General features: G+C 65.2%; 19 protein-coding genes. 9 read left to right on the top strand and 10 right to left on the bottom strand.

The features are described 5' to 3' along the window. The 8 genes from SROT_RS16065 (at position 1) to SROT_RS16050 (ending at position 5,539) form a co-directional block, all read left to right on the top strand. A complete protein-coding gene (locus SROT_RS16065; RefSeq protein ID WP_013138443.1) occupies positions 1–570 on the top strand; it encodes a hypothetical protein in 570 nt (189 codons plus the stop codon). Between the two features lie 33 nt (positions 571–603). Then, a complete protein-coding gene (locus tag SROT_RS07640) occupies positions 604–966 on the top strand; it encodes a hypothetical protein (protein ID WP_013138442.1) in 363 nt (120 codons plus the stop codon). Beyond that, positions 963–1,532: a hypothetical protein gene (locus tag SROT_RS16060; protein WP_083777855.1), complete on the top strand. Its 570-nt coding sequence runs from the start codon at positions 963–965 to the stop codon at positions 1,530–1,532. The genes SROT_RS07640 and SROT_RS16060 overlap by 4 nt, the downstream gene beginning before the upstream one ends. A 33-nt stretch (positions 1,533–1,565) precedes the next feature. Beyond that, positions 1,566–1,751 (top strand): hypothetical protein, encoded by a 186-nt coding sequence (locus SROT_RS07635; protein WP_013138440.1) that lies wholly within the window; start codon positions 1,566–1,568, stop codon positions 1,749–1,751. A gap of 1,014 nt (positions 1,752–2,765) precedes the next feature. Beyond that, entirely contained in the window at positions 2,766–3,797 is a 1,032-nt protein-coding gene (locus SROT_RS16055) for a hypothetical protein (protein WP_049773327.1), read from the top strand. A gap of 21 nt (positions 3,798–3,818) precedes the next feature. Continuing rightward, on the top strand, positions 3,819–4,286 hold the full coding sequence (locus SROT_RS07620; protein WP_013138438.1) for a hypothetical protein: 468 nt from the start codon (positions 3,819–3,821) through the stop codon (positions 4,284–4,286). Further along, positions 4,283–5,164, top strand: coding sequence for a hypothetical protein (locus SROT_RS07615; protein WP_013138437.1), 882 nt, complete (start codon positions 4,283–4,285; stop codon positions 5,162–5,164). Before SROT_RS07620 ends, SROT_RS07615 begins: the two co-directional genes overlap by 4 nt. Before the next feature lie 3 nt (positions 5,165–5,167). After that, entirely contained in the window at positions 5,168–5,539 is a 372-nt protein-coding gene (locus SROT_RS16050; protein WP_013138436.1) for a hypothetical protein, read from the top strand. Positions 5,540–5,545: 6 nt separating this feature from the next. Here SROT_RS16050 and SROT_RS15640 read toward each other — a convergent pair whose 3' ends face one another. From SROT_RS15640 to clpS, 5 genes are all read right to left on the bottom strand, one after another. Further along, positions 5,546–6,031 (bottom strand): hypothetical protein, encoded by a 486-nt coding sequence (locus SROT_RS15640; RefSeq protein ID WP_013138435.1) that lies wholly within the window; start codon positions 6,029–6,031, stop codon positions 5,546–5,548. After that, on the bottom strand, positions 6,031–7,122 hold the full coding sequence (locus tag SROT_RS07605) for a hypothetical protein (RefSeq protein WP_013138434.1): 1,092 nt from the start codon (positions 7,120–7,122) through the stop codon (positions 6,031–6,033). Before SROT_RS07605 ends, SROT_RS15640 begins: the two co-directional genes overlap by 1 nt. A gap of 92 nt (positions 7,123–7,214) precedes the next feature. Further along, entirely contained in the window at positions 7,215–7,763 is a 549-nt protein-coding gene (locus SROT_RS07600) for a hypothetical protein (protein WP_148223384.1), read from the bottom strand. A 327-nt stretch (positions 7,764–8,090) separates the two neighbouring features. Continuing rightward, on the bottom strand, positions 8,091–8,684 hold the full coding sequence (locus SROT_RS07590) for a DUF2017 domain-containing protein (protein WP_013138432.1): 594 nt from the start codon (positions 8,682–8,684) through the stop codon (positions 8,091–8,093). A gap of 16 nt (positions 8,685–8,700) precedes the next feature. Continuing rightward, a complete protein-coding gene (clpS, locus tag SROT_RS07585; RefSeq protein WP_187288068.1) occupies positions 8,701–9,045 on the bottom strand; it encodes an ATP-dependent Clp protease adapter ClpS in 345 nt (114 codons plus the stop codon). A gap of 19 nt (positions 9,046–9,064) precedes the next feature. On the opposite strand from clpS, the gene SROT_RS07580 reads away from it, so the two are divergent. After that, positions 9,065–10,408 carry a nicotinate phosphoribosyltransferase gene (locus SROT_RS07580; protein WP_013138430.1) on the top strand — a complete coding sequence of 448 codons (1,344 nt, stop codon included), beginning with the start codon at positions 9,065–9,067 and terminating at the stop codon, positions 10,406–10,408. Positions 10,409–10,510: 102 nt separating this feature from the next. Here SROT_RS07580 and SROT_RS07575 read toward each other — a convergent pair whose 3' ends face one another. The 5 genes from SROT_RS07575 to SROT_RS07555 all read right to left on the bottom strand — a co-directional run bounded on the left by SROT_RS07575 (position 10,511) and on the right by SROT_RS07555 (position 15,235). After that, positions 10,511–11,293 (bottom strand): RDD family protein, encoded by a 783-nt coding sequence (locus SROT_RS07575; protein WP_013138429.1) that lies wholly within the window; start codon positions 11,291–11,293, stop codon positions 10,511–10,513. Between the two features lie 70 nt (positions 11,294–11,363). Then, entirely contained in the window at positions 11,364–12,329 is a 966-nt protein-coding gene (era, locus tag SROT_RS07570; RefSeq protein ID WP_013138428.1) for a GTPase Era, read from the bottom strand. Further along, positions 12,326–13,648, bottom strand: coding sequence for a hemolysin family protein (locus tag SROT_RS07565; RefSeq protein ID WP_013138427.1), 1,323 nt, complete (start codon positions 13,646–13,648; stop codon positions 12,326–12,328). Before SROT_RS07565 ends, era begins: the two co-directional genes overlap by 4 nt. A 4-nt stretch (positions 13,649–13,652) precedes the next feature. Beyond that, a complete protein-coding gene (ybeY, locus tag SROT_RS07560) occupies positions 13,653–14,195 on the bottom strand; it encodes an rRNA maturation RNase YbeY (RefSeq protein ID WP_013138426.1) in 543 nt (180 codons plus the stop codon). After that, on the bottom strand, positions 14,192–15,235 hold the full coding sequence (locus SROT_RS07555; protein WP_245535397.1) for a PhoH family protein: 1,044 nt from the start codon (positions 15,233–15,235) through the stop codon (positions 14,192–14,194). Before SROT_RS07555 ends, ybeY begins: the two co-directional genes overlap by 4 nt. Positions 15,236–15,330 lie beyond the last annotated feature (95 nt).

Raw genomic sequence — 15,330 nt, 5'->3', positions numbered from 1 at the left:
ATGAGCATCGAAAAACTCCCGCAGAACAGCGTTAGCCAAGCCCCGACGAGAATAGGGCGCGGCCGTGTGGTCGCCGCCCCCGCGTTGGCGGTCCTCGCCATGCTGGGCGCGACAGCCTGCACCAGAGAAGTCGTCGTCAAAGAAACCCCTGCCACCAGCAGCCCCACGGCAAGCAGCAGTTCGACGACAACCACCCCCAGCGTCACCGTCAGCCCCATCAACGACAGAGCCAAACTCTGCAACCGCGCATGGGGGCGCGTGAGAGAGATTAATCACTACACAGGTGAGTACTGGGACGCGGTCCACAAGTCTGGGTTTGGCGATCCCACAGTAAACGATGCCGGAGACAAGTTCAGAGAGGCTGCGATGAAGGCACTCCCTTTGCTGAAAGGTCTGGTCGGCCCAGAAGCTCCACAGGATGCCGCCACTGCGATCAACGCTTTCGCAGATGCAACGGACCAGTTCTCTGATGCCGCAGGCGCGCACTCCTCAGCGGATGAGATCAACCCCCTAGCGTCGAAGTATGGGGACGCTCTTGACGGGATGACTCAAGCGTGCGGCAAAGGGTAAGCTAAGTGGAGCATTTGGGAAGACAGGCATAGTATGGCGGGGTTCTCGTGGCCGAGTGACCTTGGAATCTTCCAGGACATCGCAGACAAATTCTTCTCAGACGCGGACGAGTCCGAGCTTCGTCCCATCGCCGACGAGCACAAAAGCTTGGCAGACCAGCTCCCGGACCAGCTCTACGACGGCGACGACGCATACAACGAGCTAGAGGACGCCTACCAGGTGGACGGCAAAGCGTCGGACGCGCTCTCGGCCGTGCAACAGCGGCGGACGGAATACCGCAAAAAAGCTGGGGCCGTGGCGCCTACCTCGGAGACGACAGCGACAACGCCGCCTCCATCGACAGCACCAACCTCGGCGCCAGCGCGCCCTAGTACGCGAATAGAATCCTACGCATGAGCATCGAAAAACTTCCGCAGAACAGCGTCAGCCAAGCCCCGACGAGAACAGGGCGCGTGAGCGTGGTCGCAGCCCCCGCGTTGACGGTCCTCGCCATGCTGGGCGCGACAGCATGCACAAGAGAAGTCGTCGTCAAAGAAACCCCTGCAACCAGCAGCCCCACGGCAAGCAGCAGTTCGACGACAACCACCCCCAGCGTCACCGTCAGCCCCATCTCAGACAGATCAAAACTTTGCAGTCGAGCAATGGGACGAGTCAGAGAGATCGGGGTTGCATCAAAGAAATACTGGGATTTAGTTCATCAGTCCGGATTTGGTGACCCTACCGTAAATGACGCAGGTGACAATCTGCGTCAAACTTCGATTAAAGTCTTGTCGCAATTGAAAGGGCTTCCTGGCCCCGAAGCTCCGGGGGATGTCGTTGCTGCTATTAACCGCTTCGTGGACGCGGTAGATCAGTTTTCCGATGCAGCGGGCGCGCACTCCTCTGCGGATGAGATCAACCCTCTCGCCTCGAAGTATGGGGACGCTCTCGATGATATGACGCGTGTTTGCGGAGAGGGATAGGCGACATGGAGTTTTTAGGAAGGCGGGCATAGTATGGCGGGGTTCTCGTGGCCGAGTGACCTTGGAATCTTCCAGGACATCGCAGACAAATTCTTCTCAGACGCGGACGAGTCCGAGCTTCGTCCCATCGCCGACGAGCACAAAAGCTTGGCAGACCAGCTCCCGGACCAGCTCTACGACGGCGACGACGCATACAACGAGCTAGAGGACGCCTACTAGGTGGACGGCAAAGCGTCGGACGCGCTCTCGGCCGTGCAACAGCGGCGAGCGGAATACCGCAAGAAAGCCGGTGCGCTCGCCGCCGAGGCGAAGGCCGGGCAGGCATTCATGCAGCCCGTCGCACAAGTCGTCTCGGACTCAAAGAGCACGGACACCAAAGCGGGGTACGAGGCGTTTAAAAAAGCCCACGAGACCCAGTACTGGCCCGACTGGATGCTCCACACTGTCGGCAAAGAGACGAAGATCGAAGAGGCCAAAGAACAGCTCGAAAAAACCATGTCCTCGAACATGAACGCCCGCGTCTCCAAACTCCAAAACACCTACAAACCCCCGGCAGACGGAGACTACGACTTCGACGGACAACCCACCACCTGGGACACTGCGGCAGCTATCACTAGTCGTGATCTACGACAAGTCGGAGGAAACAACACCGCGCAGACAGTCCAAAGCAAAGACCTCCAGCTTGGAGGAAACAACACCACACAAACAGTCCAAAGCGGTGGTCTACGGCAGGCAGGGGAAAACAACACCGCGCAGACAGTCCAAAGCAAAGACCTCCAGCTTGGGGGAAACAATAGCAACTCATCTTTAGCATCCCAAACTCAAACGAAGGGGTCTTCTGGGGGCACCTCCACAGGCAGTGCTGGTGGTTCTGCCGCCTCTCCTGTTGGAGCCTCGACGGGCCTACAGTCCGCCGCCGGAGCGTTGGCGGAGCGTGCTGCTCCTGTCGCTGCGCCGCAGTCTGCCCCGGCCTCTAATGGTGGTGTTGGTGCTCCTCCTGCTATTGGTGGTATTGGCGGGGGTCCTGCCGGGGGCGGGGGTCCGTCTCCTCGTATCGGCGGGGTCGGTGCAGGTAGTGGTTCGGAGGCTCCACGGACGGGTGTGCAGGGGGGCGGGGCGACGGAGAAGCCCGCCGCTCAGCCTTCGTCTTCGCAGGGCGAGCAGCGGGGTGCTGGTGTGAGTCGCGCCGGGGGTGGTGCTGGTGCTGGCGGTGTTGGCGGCGAGACTCGCGCGATGAGCGCGCAGCAGGCCGCGTTGCGGGATGCTTTGCGCACTGGTGACACGGCTGCTGGGGCTGGGGCGTATGCGGACAAGGCTGCGGCGAGTCAGCAGATGCTTGGGACGGGGTTGGTGTCGGGCTTGTATGGTCCGTCGTTGGGCGCGTTGACGACGCGCACGCAGGCGGCGGCGGGGGCGTGGGAGGCGTTGCCGGATCGTTTCTCGGCGCGGTCGCCGGTGTTGGGCGCGGACGAGGCGCAGGTGTTGTTCGGGGGCGGGATATTGGCGGGTGCGGCTATGCGGGGTTTTGACGAGAAGCTGGTGTTCCGGCGTTTGCCGCTGCCGGATTTGGGCGGGTACGGGGGCGCGTCGTTCTTGTTGTTCGTGTACGAGGATTACTCGACGGCGCCGAACCCGGGCGCGGGGGTGTTCCGCCCGGTGTTCTCTGAGGTGACGAGCACGGAGGCGAACGGGTCGTTGCGCCCTGGGTTCGAGGTGCCCGAGGGCGTGGGGGTGATGGACCGCTCGGACAAGGCGTTGTCGGTGGCGTCGGACGCGGAGGCGGACCCGGGGAAGTTGGCGTTGTATTTGGCGAAGTGGCGCCTGGGTTTGTTCGAGTCGCACGCGACGAGCTGGCGCCCGGTCGCGGTGGGGTTCTTGCAGGATCCGGGCGAGGTGCCGGTGGCGGGGTTGGCGCAGCTCGGCGTCGAGGCGTATTGGCCAGGGCGCGACGGCTACAGCACGCAGAGCGCTCCTGCGGAGGACGCGCTGGTGGCCGGGACGGAACAGGTCGGCGCCGCGTCGTCCCGGGCGGATCGGGAGGCGCAGGCCAGGTTCGACGAGAAGGGCGGGAGGTTCGGGGTGCCGCCGGGGACCGACCCGGACGCCCCGTTCGACGGTTCGGGCCTTTCGGGCAAGGACAAGGCGAGCTATGGGCATTACCAGCGGGAGCTGGGCCGCTCCCCCACGGCGAGGGAGTACGTGCAGGACCGGTTGGCGCGCAAACGCCGCCCGGACGGCGCGGTCGACGACAGTTTCAGCTTCTAAACCGGAAAGGCGGGCGGGTTGATGGCGCATCCGTTGCGGGCGATGGACCCCGAGCTGGCGGGCCGAGCCGCAGGTGTCCGGCGCGAGAGGTTCCGGGAAGTCGGGTACGCGTTGCTGCGCCCGCAGTTGGCGAGCAGCAACTTCTCCAGCGAGGACGACCGGGTCTTCTCCGCCTTGTACGGTTTGGCGAACAACGGGCAGGCCCCGGACGCGGAGCTGGTGCGCGCGGCGTGGGAGGCGGTCGAGGCCGCAGAGCGCGACGCGGCGGCTGTGCGGGCGGCGGTCGCGGGGTGGGCGAAGGTGGATGGCTTCGAGCCGTCCGCGGGCGAGGTCCTCTCCACCGCGCAACGCGCCGCCCTGTTGCGGGCGTTCGCCAGCCTGTACACCGCCGAGCACGAGGACCGGTTGTTGGACGTCGTGTTGCTGCTGCGCAACGCGGGCGTCGACGCGGCAGCGCTCTCCGAGGCCCTCGGCGGCGCGGGAGCGTGACACAGGCGGCGGGCGGCAGCGCCCTTGTGGCGCGCTCGGAGCACCGAGCGCTCGTCGAGGCGCACCTGGAGGACTTCCTCGGCGCGACAGCGATGGTCGAGGAGGAGGTCCGGGCGAGGGCCTGCGCGCACGAGATGCTCGGATTCCCGTACGGGCTGACCAACTGCGGATGCGTGTATTGCCCGGTGAACCACCGCGCATGCCGCGAGCAACGCGCGGGCCGGGTCCCGCCGCACCACGACCTGATCCACTACTGGCGCGACGAGCGGGGCTTCGGGGCGCACCCGATGATCCGCACCGTGCGCCGCACCCTGGAGGCCTGCTGGGACCGCCTCGCCCTCGCCACATGGGCCCACGCCGAAGAAGCCCGCACAGAGGCCGACCGCTACATGACAGCGGTCCGAACATGGGCTGCGGGCGAGGACGAGTGGACCGCGTTCGGGGAAGCCGCGTGGTTCCAACGAGAAGAGACCCCGGAGGACATCGGCCTGCCCGAATGGGGAAGACCGGGGCCGTGGCCCGAATCATCCGGGGCATGGTCCGAACCCGGGCCCGAGGAAGACCCCGAGGGCAAACGCTACTTCTTCGAGGACCACCACGCCCGCATCGCCCTCATAGACTCGGGCGCACCGGGCGCGACCAGGAACCTGCGCGAGCGAGTCCACAAAGCCCTCGAAATCACCAGAAAACAGCAGTCGGAGCACTCCGGGCTGCCGCTGGGATGCCACGCTGAGCTGGTCGAGTCCTGGTACCAATACCTGAACTGGATGCTCCTCTCCTTCGAACACACCATGGACAAACTCACCACGATGCTCCTCGAACACATCGAAGAACACCGCCACACCCAAACTTGGCTCCTCGAGCCCAAGGAGCTTTAAACAGTGTCAACGCTTGAACCTCAAGACAATAACGGTCCACAGATGTACACGATCCAGCCTTTGACAGGTATGCAGCTCACCGGAGTGGCTGTGGCTCTTGGCGCGCTCGGAGCTGGAATTCTGCTCTCAGGATTTATTAATCTCAGCGCGTTCGGGTGGCGAATTATTTTCGTCATCTTAGCAGCGTGCTTGTGTTTCGGCTTGGCTGCCTTGAACCTTCGTGCGACTTTTAGACTCGCTCAGCTTCGTGTGGAGAATTCGGATAAACTGCCGACGCAAGTGCCGATGAAAGCATGCTGGAACTGGTTGTTGGCGAATGTTTCTTTATTCACGGTTGCGATGCTTTTGTGCTGGCTTTCCCTACGTGCGAAATGAGTAGATTCACCCTCTCCTGCGAAGAGGGTCTGAAGGGTCGAACTCGTATTCGTCTTCTTCCTCGGAAAAAGTGATTGCCGGTGATTGGACCGCTGGGGCATTGCGGCGCAATGGGTCGTCCGGGTCGAACTCATACTCGTCTTCTGGCGGCACTTCGCCTGAAATAGCCTCTAAGGCGCTGAGCCCGCCAGAGCGTATGCGCTCAAGCTGGACTTCGCCTTTCGCCGCGAGCGCTTGCCGCTCTTCCTCGGACAGGTTGTTGTAGGCGGCGAGCCCTTTGGCCGCGTCCTTCGCGATGCTGTCGTTAAACACTGCATTGCGCGACACATCCCGGAGGCCTCTGCGGCCTGCGAGGACATCGTCGACGAGGGACTTGAACTCGGGGTTGCTGCTCTTGTCCCGCAAGATTTTCAAAGAGGCACGCAGCACCTCTGACTGCGCCTGATCGCCCCGCGCCACATCGAGCTGCGGCTTGGTCTCGTCGCCGTTCATCAGTGATGCTCCGGAGCGCTAGGGTGCTGGTACGCCCCTGCGGGCAGGGGGCTATTCTGCAAATCACGGAGAGCGCCCATAGTGCCCGCTGTGAAACCAGCGACCACTTGGGCAGCGCTCCACGCCTTATCGAGCATTTCGGCTATTCTCTTCCAAGTTTGCTCCGCTTTGTAGATCGTCACTGCGGCGAATGCTCCTGCGGCGAGAGGCCCGAACCCCGTTTCCCAGCTGGCAGCTGCCGCAGCCGCTTCAATACCGAGGGTTATGGCTTTATCCATGAGGTCTTCTAATCCGCCCTTTGCCGCATCAGTGAACGAAGCCACACCTTCAGCGGTGATGTCCATCTGTTGCGCCAGCGCGACAAGCGGCCCCTTCTGGCCCTGCACGCTCGCTGCGAGCGAGGTGAAATACGCGCCAGCCTCTGTCGAGGCGTGCCCCTGCCACGATTGGAGCATTGTCTCCAGATCGGCCCCGATGTTGTCCCCGAACGCGGCGTAGAAATCGCCGACGTGCCGGAGCGCGTCCGCCGCTTTCGAGAACTCCTCCCAGTCACCGGTGAGGCGTTGCGCCACCCATTCCCCAGGGTTCACCCCGCAGATCGCCTTGATGGCCTCGTCCGCCAGCTTGCCCAGGCTCAGCCAACTGCCGAGGGAGAACGTCTCGCCAATGACTTCGGGGATCTTGTGCTCTGCTTTCGGATCCGTCAGCTTCGCGGCAGGGTCTTCCGCCGCTCCGGGTTTGCCCGCTGGTTTGTAGTGCTCGTAGGGTTGTTCGGCGAAGCTGTCGTCGATCTGTTGGGCGTGGTGCAGGTCGAGCTTCTTGTACTCGTCCCCGGACTCCCCGACAGTTTTCGCAGATCCGGTCACGAGCTCGTGGAGCCGGTCGAGGTTGGCGAGAACCGCTTCACGGGCTTCGGGGATCTTACTGATCGCGGTCTGCCACGTCACAGCACCAGCCACCCCTGTGTTGAACATGCCGAGGTCTTCGAGATGTTTCTCAACGTATTTCTTCGCGTCCTCGGTCTTGCCCGCCAAGGCCGTCTCAACATCCCTGAAATGCGATAACGCGGCAGGATTCACGGTTAACGTCATTCTGGTTCCTCTCCTCTCGATCCTGCGGAGATTCTATCAAGATCGAGAAACGCTCCGCTGCCCCTTCACCGGGCGCTCGGGTGCCTTCCAATTCAGCCAGGCGGCAATTTCCACACGAGCCGGTGCGCGCACGCGACGTTCGTGGAAGAAAAACCACCGCTTCCCGTGCCCTCTTGGGCGCTGTCGGCCTCGGTGACAGTTTTGCCGCCCACTTTGATCGAGCAGTGCAGTTTCGGCCGCTCGCCGCTGGCCGAGCCCCAGGTGGCGGTGATAGACGCGAGCTGGCTGCTCTTTTTCGCCGTGCAAGACGCGCGGAACGGCAGTGGCCTGTCCATCGCGCCACCGGTGTCGCCGCACGCCTCGATGACCTTCTGCGCAGGAGCCTCCGAATCGTTGTAGACACCCCAAGAGACGACCGCGTGCACCTCAGGCTCGGCGGTGACGGAGAACTCCACAACCTGACCAGCAATCCCTCCCGCAGAACTGATCGGCGCTCCATTCGGGGCCGCCGAGTCGGTTCCGCACCCCATGAGGCAGGAAACGGCGAGAGAAGACGCGAGCAAACCCGCCGTATGCGCCAAAGTGATACGCTCCACCAGATCACGCAGGCCAAACCCTCGCACAAGGCTCCGTCGTCGCACAGAGGTGAGGCTACACCAGACCATGGATACGGACAGCGGTTGAGCATGCTTGCATAACTGGCCTGTCCCTGCGCTCACGGACACCGAACTTGGGAGGAAAATGACGTCTTGGCAGAGAGGGGAATCCCCCGTGCCTTTCGCGTATCCAGAGGAGTTCCGCCGCAGGGTTATCGAATTGGCTAGGGCGAGCGGCCAGTCGACGGTGAAGATCTCGAAACATGTCGGGAGCAACGAGCAGATGCTCAGGAACGAATCGGAGCCGAGGTCGCGCCTGCGCTGAGTGCGGTCTCGCCCGGCCGTCACCAAGGTGCTCGGGCAGCCCTGCTGTCACCTCGTCAGGGCGATCAGAAGAGACTCTTGCAGCACCGTCAGCCAGTGATACACGCCGAGCTGGGCGGCATGCGGGTGGCCAGGCGGGAGCCGCTCCGGGGTGTCGGGGGCCACGCCCAGGATGGAGCCGAGCGTCAAACGGAGGTCGTTCAAAGCGGCGACCCAGGATTTCGCCTCGTCCAAGGTGAGCACCACTTCCCCGGCGTGCTCGGGCAGGCTGTCGAGGAAGACCCGGCCCGCGCCCTCCTTCGCCTCGAGCACTTCCGGCTCGTGCAAACCGCGCATCGCCGCGTTGAGCTCGCGAACCTCGGCGCTGTCCGTGCCCTCGTCGTCCGGGTGGCACATGTCGGGCAGGAGCCGCCGCAGAGCCGCGCTGGAGGGCGGTTCGGTGTGGCCGGTGCGGATGCCGGTGAGCTCGGCCAGCTCGTCGGACGGCTCGCTGTTGCGGCGCTCGGCGAACCAGTCGAGGACCGAGCGCGACAATGTTCGCAGCACTTGCAGCTCGTGCTCCGCGAAGCGGACTCGGATGCTTTGCTCGGCCCCGGAGCCGCCGCGGCGCCACGGCCCGACTCGGATCTCACCTTTCGGCATGGGTCGCTTTCTCGGATCACTTGGCTTGTTGCATCGTCGCCCACAAACCGGCCTGATGCAGTTTCACGACGTCGGTCTCGACCTTCTCCCGTGAGCCGGAGGAGACCACCGCCTTGCCGTCATTGTGGACTTGGAGCATGAGTTCGGTCGCTTTCGCCTCGCTGTAGCCGAACACGGTTTGGAACACATACGTCACGTACCGCATGAGGTTCACCGGATCGTCCCAGACAATAGTCACCCATGGCAGGTCCGGCTCCTGGGAGCTGCCGGTGGTGTGCTCTTCGCCGGGGAGCCGAAGCGGCGCCTCCCGCACGGGGGCCTGCGTCGCCACGGCGGGGGAAACTGTCGCCGTGTTTCTCACCCTTCTAGGGTAATCGACTATGACGAATCTTGCGGATCCCCCACGCGCCGCGTTCCCCGACGCAGCCTCCAGCACGGCGCTGTTCACCGACCACTACGAGCTGACGATGCTCCAGGCCGCGCTCGCCGACGGCTCGGCGCAGAAGTCCTGCGTGTTCGAGGTTTTCGCCCGCCGCCTCCCCGAGGGCAGACGTTACGGCGTGGTGGCGGGGACGGGAAGGTTCCTCGAAGCGCTGGCCGAGTTCCGGTTCAACGAGGCCGAGCTGGCCGTGGTGGAGCCCTTCCTCGACGCGACGACCCTGGAATGGCTCAAGGATTTCCGCTTCAACGGCGACGTGGACGGGTACTGCGAGGGCGAGCTGTACTTCCCGAATTCGCCGATCCTGTCCGTGCGGGGCGCCTTCGGGGAGTGCGTCATCTTGGAAACGCTGATCCTGTCTGTGTTCAACCACGACAGCGCCATCGCCGCCGCGGCCGCGCGCATGGCAGGGGCCAGCGCGAACCGCGCGCTGGTGGAAATGGGCTCGCGCCGCACCCACGAGCAGGCGGCTGTTGCGAGCGCCCGCGCCGCCTGGATCGCCGGATTCGCGTCCACTTCGAACCTGTCCGCCGCCCGCCGGTACGGCATCCCGACAACCGGCACCTCCGCGCACGCCTTCACCCTCCTGCACACCACCAGCGCGGGACCGGACGAACTCGCAGCGTTCCAAGCCCAGGTCGCCGCGCTCGGCCCGGACACAACACTGCTCGTGGACACCTATGACATCGCCACCGGAGTGCAGAACGCCGTCCTTGCCGCAGGCCCAGAGCTCGGCGCGGTGCGCATTGACTCCGGGGACCTCGGCGTCATGGCCCGCAAGGTCCGCGCGCAGCTCGACTCGCTCGGGGCTGCGAACGCGAAGATCGTTGTCTCCGGAGACCTGGACGAATACCTCATCGCGGCGCTGCGCGGCGAACCGATCGATGTTTTCGGCGTGGGCACTTCGCTCGTGGCCGGATCGGGCGCGCCGACTGCGGGGATGGTGTACAAACTGGTCGAAGTCGAAGGTGTGCCCGTGGCGAAACGCTCCGCGAGCAAGCAGAGCACTGGCGGGGCGAAGTCCGCGTGGCGGGTCTCGCGCCCCTCGGGGGTCTATGTCGAAGAGCTGACCAGCGCTTTCCGCGGGCAGCCGCCGCAGGCGGAAGAACCGGGGCTGACCGTGGAGCCTCTGCAAGTGCCGCTTGTCCGCGGCGGCGAAATCCTCACACGCGAAGATCTGGCCACCGCCCGCGCGCGCGTCGCCGAGGGGCTGCGCCGCCTGCCGTGGGAAGGCCTGTCCCTCTCCCCCGGCGACCCCGCGCTCACCGTGCGCCACATACGCTGAACACCACCAGGGCCGGACCAAGGGACGAGCGGGCAAAGCGGACCGGCGGACGAAACCGGGGCGGGCGGCGGACCGGCGAAGCCCTCGCCCGCGCGCGAGCCGTCAGTCCCGGCGCACCCAGGTGGTCTCGGTGAGCCGGTCGTTCCAGTCCCGCTTGAGGCGCGTGGGGTCCCACAGCGCGGAAAGATACGTGAGCGGGGCGAGCACGATCCCGGCGAACGGGACCAAGAACGCCGCCGAGGGAAGCAACTGCCGGGTGATGGACGTGCTCGTGTCCATCACCTCGCCGGTGTTGTATTGCACGATGTGGAGCTTGAAAATCGCCCGGCCGAGGGTGCTGCCGCCGAACTGCGTGCACAAAACCTCGTAGATCAGGTTCAATGCGACAAAAACAAGAGCGAACGCGAAATAGCTCCTCACGCTGAAATCCAGCACGAGCTTGCCTTTGAGCAAGGAGGCGAACAAGAACCACAGTCCGACTGCGACCGCCGCGACCACGACGGCGTCGACAATCCGCGCGAGGATCCGTGCGCCGAGGGTCGCAGAGCCGGAGTACGTCCGCAAGCGCGGCACGTCCGCCAAAAGCGTTTTGCTCTGGCTCCGCGCTTGCGGGGCGGCTCCCGCAGGAACCGGGGCGCCATCGCCGCCGGGGCGCATGGGCGGCTGGACGCTTTCCGGACGAATCCGCATGTGGTCGAAGGGGTCCTCGGAAGGTCCGGGCGTCGGGTGCCCGGCGAAACGAGAGCCCTGGGCCGGGGCCTGCCGGACAGGCTGCGCGGGGACAGGCGCAGCCGGGGCCGCGCCCTGCTGTGGCACGGGCTGGCCCGGCGCGGAATCAGGGGCCGGCTCCCGAGGGATGCGCATCGCTTCGAACGGGTCGCTCACGCCCTTGACCTCCTACGTCTGAAGGGCGCATTCGCCCCATTCCACCGGAACTCTATCAAAACCCGAAACATCAAAACCCGAAACGGTCCAGCTGCTTAGGATCGCGCTGCCAATCTTTGGCGATTTTCACTCGCAAGTCCAAATGCGCCCGCACGCCGAAGGCGGCTTCGATGCGCGAGCGGGCCACTGTGCCTATTTCTCGCAGCACGGACCCTTTGGCTCCGATCACAATGGCTTTCTGGCTTGAGCGCTCCACATAGACCGACGCGTACACGACCCAGAGGTCTTTCTTGCGCTGGGTCTCCTCGACGACCACCATGACCGAATGCGGCAGCTCCTCGCGCAGCCGGGAAAGGGCCGCCTCGCGGATGAGCTCCGCCACGCGGGCCTCGTCCGAGTCGTCGACCACCTGGTCCGTCGGGTACCACGGCGGGCCTTGCGGCATGAGGCTCACCAACAGCTCGGCGAGCGCCGACAATTGTTCGGGCGACTGCCGGGAAACCGGCACGACGTCGTGCTCGGGGCCGAGCAGCGCCGAGAGGGCGAGCAGCTGCGCCGCCGTGCGCCCCCTGCCGCGTTTGTCGATCTTGGTGACCAGACCGACGATCCGGGCTTTCGGAGCCTCGCGACGCACCTGTTCAAGGATGAACTTGTCCCCCGGCCCGATGTCCTCGTCCGCGGGGACGCAAAATCCGACCACGTCCACTTCGGCGAAGGCCTGCGCGGCGGTGTCGTTGAGGCGTTCGGACAGCGCGGTGCGCGGGCGGTGCACCCCGGGTGTGTCCACGATGACGATTTGGTGGTCCGGTGCGTTCATGATCGCCCGCACCGCGCGCCGCGTCGTCTGCGGATGCGCGGAAGTGATCATCACTTCTTCTCCGACGAGCGCGTTGATGAGCGAGGATTTGCCAACATTGGGCCTGCCCGCGAAGCAGACGAACCCCGAGCGGAAACCGTCCTGGAATCCTTGCCGGGCCGCGCCGCCCCCCATTGCCCGCGGCAAAGTTCGGCCGTGCTCGGCGGATTTGTCCGTCACGCGATGGCCTCCTTCTCGGCGCGCGAGGGCTCGGCGCCGAGTTTGCGCACCAACACAGTGCTGATGCGCAACCGGCCCCGCGCGTCCGGGCCGCCCTCGGCGACCAATTCCAGTCCGCTCGCTCGCACCGACGCCCCCGGCAGCGGCACCCGGCCCAGGAGCAACGCGATCAAACCGCCCACCGTGTCCACTTCCTCCTCGTCGAGCTCCACGTCCAAGAGTTCGCCGAGGTCTTCCAGGTGCACCCTGGCCGAAACCCGGTACTCGCCCTCACCGAGCTGCTCGACCGGCGCGACCTCGTTCTCGTCGTACTCGTCCACGATCTCCCCGACGATCTCCTCCAACACGTCCTCAATGGTGACCAGGCCAGCGATGCCGCCGTACTCGTCCACCAACAGGGCCATGTGGTTGCGGGTGCGCTGCATGTCCTCCAAGAGCTTGTCGAGCGGCTTGGAGTCTGGCACGAACACCGCCGGGCGCATGAACTGGGCGACGGGCTTCGAGCCGCCTTCGCTGCCGCCCATGAACGCCTGCTCCACCAAGTCTTTGAGGTACACCACGCCGACCACGTCGTCCACCGTCTCGCCGATGACCGGCACCCTGGAATGCCCGCTGCGCACCGCGAGGGAGATCGCCTGGACCGCGGTCTTGTCCGCCTCGATCCACACCATGTCCGGGCGGGGCACCATGATTTCCCTCGCCGTGGTGTCGGCGAGTTCGAAAACCGACTGGATCATCCGCCGCTCCTCGTCGGCCACCACGCCGCGCTCCTTGGCGAGGTCGACAAGTTCGCGAAGCTCGATCTCCGAGGCGAACGGGCCTTCGCGGAAGCCCCGTCCCGGCGTGATGGCGTTGCCGACGACGATGAGCAGTTTGGAGAGCGGTCCGAGCAGTTTGCCGATGATCCTGAGCGGGATGGCCGAGGCGATCGCGATCTGATAGGCGTGCTGGCGGCCGACGGTGCGCGGCCCCACCCCGATGAGCACGTAGCTGACCAGCACCATCACGGTGGACCCGACCGCGATGCTCGGCCCGAGGCGGAAAAACTCTCTGGCGATGACGACCGCAATGGCTGTCGCGGTGATCTCGAAGGCCAGCCGCAAGAGCACGAGCAGGTTCACATACCGCGCCCGGTCGGCGATGATGGGCAAGAGCCGGTCGGCTCCGGGGCGCTCCCCTGCGGCGAGCTCTTCGATCCTGGCGGCGGAGATCGAATGGATCGCCGCGTCGACACTCGCGAACACGCCGGCGAGGCAGGCGCACCCCAGTCCTGCGAGGGCGAGGCCCGTCGCGTTGGCGAGGGAGTCCGAGACGCTCACCGCGTCAACCGTCGCCCTCGGCGTCCAAACCGACGCTGCGCAGGAGCTTGGTGTCCCTTCTGCCCAGCGCTTCCGCTTTGGCCTGCGCTTTCAGGCTCAAATACCACCGATCGACCAACTTGCCCTGCAAGGCGAACATTTCGGCCTCCTCTTCGGGCTCGGCGTGGTCGTAGCCGAGGATGTGCAGCACGCCGTGCACGGTCAAGACGATCATCTCGTGCTCGGCGGAATGCCCGGCGGCCTCCGCCTGCTCCGCGGCGACTTCCGGGCACAGCACGATGTCGCCGAGGAGGGTCTGCGCCGCTTCGACCGCGTCGGGGCGCCCGTCCGGCTCGGCGTCGTCCATGGGGAAAGAGAGCACATCGGTGGGCCCTGGGAGGTTCATCCACTGTTGATGCAGGTGCGCCATCGTGGTCGTGTCCACCAACAGCATGGACAGCTCCGCGGCGGGGTTGACCCGCATCTGGTCGAGGGCGAATTGCGCGACATGGATCAACATGCCCTCGGGCGCCGACAGGCCCGACTCGTTGGACAATTCCACGCTCACGGGCGCTTCCCCTTTGTTCTCGCTGTGCCGCGCTGCTGCTCTTCGTCCGACGCCGCCCGCTCGTACGCCTGGACGATGTGCGCGACCAAGCGGTGGCGCACCACGTCGGCGTTCGTGAGGTTCACGACGGCGATGTCGTCGACGTCGCGCAAGAGGCCGGTCGCCTGGGCGAGGCCGCTGCGCCGCCCGTGCGGAAGGTCGCCTTGGGAAAGATCGCCGGTGATGACCATTTTCGACCCGAAACCGAGCCTGGTGAGGAACATTTTCATCTGCTCCGCGGTCGTGTTCTGCGCCTCGTCGAGAACGATGAAGCTGTCGTTGAGGGTCCGCCCGCGCATGTAGGCCAGCGGGAGCACTTCGATCACCTCGGTCTCCAGGAGCTTCGCAGCGGTCTCGGGGGCCATCATCTCGCGGAGCGCGTCGTAGAGGGGACGCAAATACGGGTCGATTTTCTGGTGCAACGTGCCCGGCAGGAAGCCAAGGCGCTCCCCCGCTTCGACGACTGGGCGGGTCAGCACGATCCGGCGCACTTGTTTGGACTCGAGCGCTTGGACCGCCTTCGCCATGGCGAGGTATGTCTTGCCGGTGCCAGCGGGTCCTGAGCCGAACACGATGGTGTTGGCGTCGATAGCCGCGACGTACTGCTTCTGGCCGAGGGTCTTGGGGCGGATCGTCTTGCCGTTGCGAGAGAGCACGCCGTGGCCGAAGACCTGGACTGGCGACTCGTCGGCGACGGTCTGCAGGCGGGCGGCCTGGCGCACCGTCTCGGGCGTGAGCGCCGCGCCCTTCTCGGCGAGTTCCACGAGCTCGCGGACCACGTTCTCGGCGCGGGCCACGTCCTCGGCCGTTCCGGTCAACGAGAGCACATCTCCTCTGACGTGGAAATCGACCGGGAGAACCTGTTCGAGCACCCGCAAATTGGCGTCCATAGACCCGAGCAGGAGCAACATGGTCTTCGGCTCGACGTCGATCCTGTGGCGCACCGGCTTGGTCTCGCCCGGCCCACTGGGGATGGCGGCTAGGACCGGACGGACGGCCAGCTCAGTTTCCCGATCACTTCTGTCCCTCTGCGGTTCGCGGTTATCCCTTGTCACAGGGCCGCTCCGCCGCTGAAGTCGTCGCTCTTGTGATGGAT

The sequence above is a fragment of the Segniliparus rotundus DSM 44985 genome, from assembly GCF_000092825.1.
Lineage (GTDB): Bacteria > Actinomycetota > Actinomycetes > Mycobacteriales > Mycobacteriaceae > Segniliparus > Segniliparus rotundus.
Note: the sequence above shows the minus strand (reverse complement) of the source record. Positions and strands in the feature narration are given on the sequence as shown.

Excerpts from the sequence above, each read along its gene's own strand:
- SROT_RS16055 (WP_049773327.1), top strand. The coding sequence starts at position 2,766 with ATGAGCGCGCAGCAGGCCGCGTTGCGGGATGCTTTGCGCACTGGTGAC.
- SROT_RS07580 (WP_013138430.1), top strand. The coding sequence starts at position 9,065 with ATGACGAATCTTGCGGATCCCCCACGCGCCGCGTTCCCCGACGCAGCC.
- SROT_RS15640 (WP_013138435.1), bottom strand. The coding sequence starts at position 6,031 with ATGAACGGCGACGAGACCAAGCCGCAGCTCGATGTGGCGCGGGGCGAT.
- SROT_RS16065 (WP_013138443.1), top strand. The coding sequence starts at position 1 with ATGAGCATCGAAAAACTCCCGCAGAACAGCGTTAGCCAAGCCCCGACG.
- SROT_RS07640 (WP_013138442.1), top strand. The coding sequence starts at position 604 with ATGGCGGGGTTCTCGTGGCCGAGTGACCTTGGAATCTTCCAGGACATC.
- SROT_RS07635 (WP_013138440.1), top strand. The coding sequence starts at position 1,566 with ATGGCGGGGTTCTCGTGGCCGAGTGACCTTGGAATCTTCCAGGACATC.
- SROT_RS07590 (WP_013138432.1), bottom strand. The coding sequence starts at position 8,684 with ATGCCGAAAGGTGAGATCCGAGTCGGGCCGTGGCGCCGCGGCGGCTCC.
- SROT_RS16060 (WP_083777855.1), top strand. The coding sequence starts at position 963 with ATGAGCATCGAAAAACTTCCGCAGAACAGCGTCAGCCAAGCCCCGACG.
- SROT_RS07605 (WP_013138434.1), bottom strand. The coding sequence starts at position 7,122 with ATGACGTTAACCGTGAATCCTGCCGCGTTATCGCATTTCAGGGATGTT.
- SROT_RS07620 (WP_013138438.1), top strand. The coding sequence starts at position 3,819 with ATGGCGCATCCGTTGCGGGCGATGGACCCCGAGCTGGCGGGCCGAGCC.